General features: G+C 64.8%; 2 protein-coding genes. Both read left to right on the top strand.

Translation table 11 applies throughout. The annotated features are described in order from the left end of the window. Positions 1 to 1114 (top strand): ATP-dependent Clp protease ATP-binding subunit ClpX (gene clpX, locus AC1DOC_RS33255; RefSeq protein WP_478131520.1); only part of this gene is annotated, 1114 nt, incomplete at its 5' end. Between the two features lie 119 nt (positions 1115 to 1233). Further along, positions 1234 to 1496, top strand: a 263-nt coding sequence (locus AC1DOC_RS33250; RefSeq protein ID WP_478131519.1) for an LON peptidase substrate-binding domain-containing protein, incomplete at its 3' end; no start/stop codon positions are given.

The following is a 1496-nucleotide window of genomic DNA, read 5'->3' as shown; positions in this document are numbered from 1 at the left end:
GATCCCGGCCGGTGAAGAGGCGCGCGAGGCGCGCAGCGACCTGCCCACGCCGCTGGAAATCAAGACCAACCTCGACAACTACGTGATCGGCCAGGAGCCGGCCAAGCGCATGCTGTCGGTGGCGGTCTACAACCACTACAAGCGCCTGCGCCACAAGGAAAAGGCCAAGGGCGACGACGTCGAGCTCAGCAAGAGCAACATCCTCCTGATCGGCCCCACGGGCTCGGGCAAGACGCTGCTCGCGCAAACGCTCGCGCGCATGCTCGACGTGCCCTTCGTGATGGCCGACGCCACCACGCTGACCGAAGCCGGCTACGTGGGCGAGGACGTCGAGAACATCATCCAGAAGCTGCTGCAGAGCTGCAACTACGAAGTCGAGCGCGCCCAGCGCGGCATCGTCTACATCGACGAAATCGACAAGATCTCGCGCAAGTCGGACAACCCGTCGATCACGCGCGACGTGTCGGGCGAGGGCGTGCAGCAGGCGCTGCTCAAGCTCATCGAAGGCACCATGGCCAGCGTGCCGCCGCAGGGCGGGCGCAAGCACCCGAACCAGGACTTCCTGCAGATCGACACGACCAACATCCTGTTCATCTGCGGCGGCGCCTTTGCCGGCCTCGAGAAGGTCATCGAGAACCGCACCGAGGCCTCGGGCATCGGCTTCGGCGCTTCGGTCAAGAGCAAGGCGCAGCGCAGCATCACCGAGGTGTTCCGCGAGGTCGAGCCCGAAGACCTGATCAAGTTCGGCCTGATCCCCGAACTGGTGGGCCGCATGCCCGTGGTGGCCTCGCTGGCCGAGCTCAGCGAAGACGCGCTGGTGCAGATCCTGACCGAGCCCAAGAACGCCGTGGTCAAGCAGTTCACCAAGCTGCTGCAGATGGAAGGCGTCGACCTGGAGATTCGTCCCGCGGCGCTCAAGGCCATTGCACGCAAGGCGCTGGCCCGCAAGACCGGCGCGCGGGGCCTGCGTTCGATCCTCGAACAGTCGCTGATCGACACCATGTTCGAGCTGCCGAATGCCACCAACGTCGACAAGGTTGTGGTCGAGGAATCCACAATTGATGARAACAAGCCGCCGCTGCTCGTGTACCGCGAAGCGGCCAAGAAGGCCTGAGTGAACGCGGCGCCGGCACTTTCCAGCAAGGCGTCCGGCGCCTTCGACAAAGACCGGGTGCACGGGCTTGAAATGCCCGAACACCCATCCATCTTTGCCTGATCAATCAAAGGATATTCATGTCCGGTCATACCCCCCTGCCTGCCGACGCGATCGACCTGCCGCTGCTGCCGCTGCGCGACGTGGTCGTGTTCCCTCACATGGTGATCCCGCTGTTCGTGGGTCGCCCCAAGAGCATCAAGGCGCTCGAACTGGCCATGGAGGCCGAGCGCCGCATCATGCTGGTGGCCCAGAAGGCCGCCGCCAAGGACGAGCCCTCGGTCGAGGACTCATGCTGGTGGCCCAGAAGGCCGCCGCCAAGGACGAGCCCTCGGTCGAGGAC

The sequence above is a fragment of the Variovorax sp. 01T439_2 genome, assembly GCF_056398445.1.
This window is presented reverse-complemented; position numbering and strand designations above follow the sequence as displayed.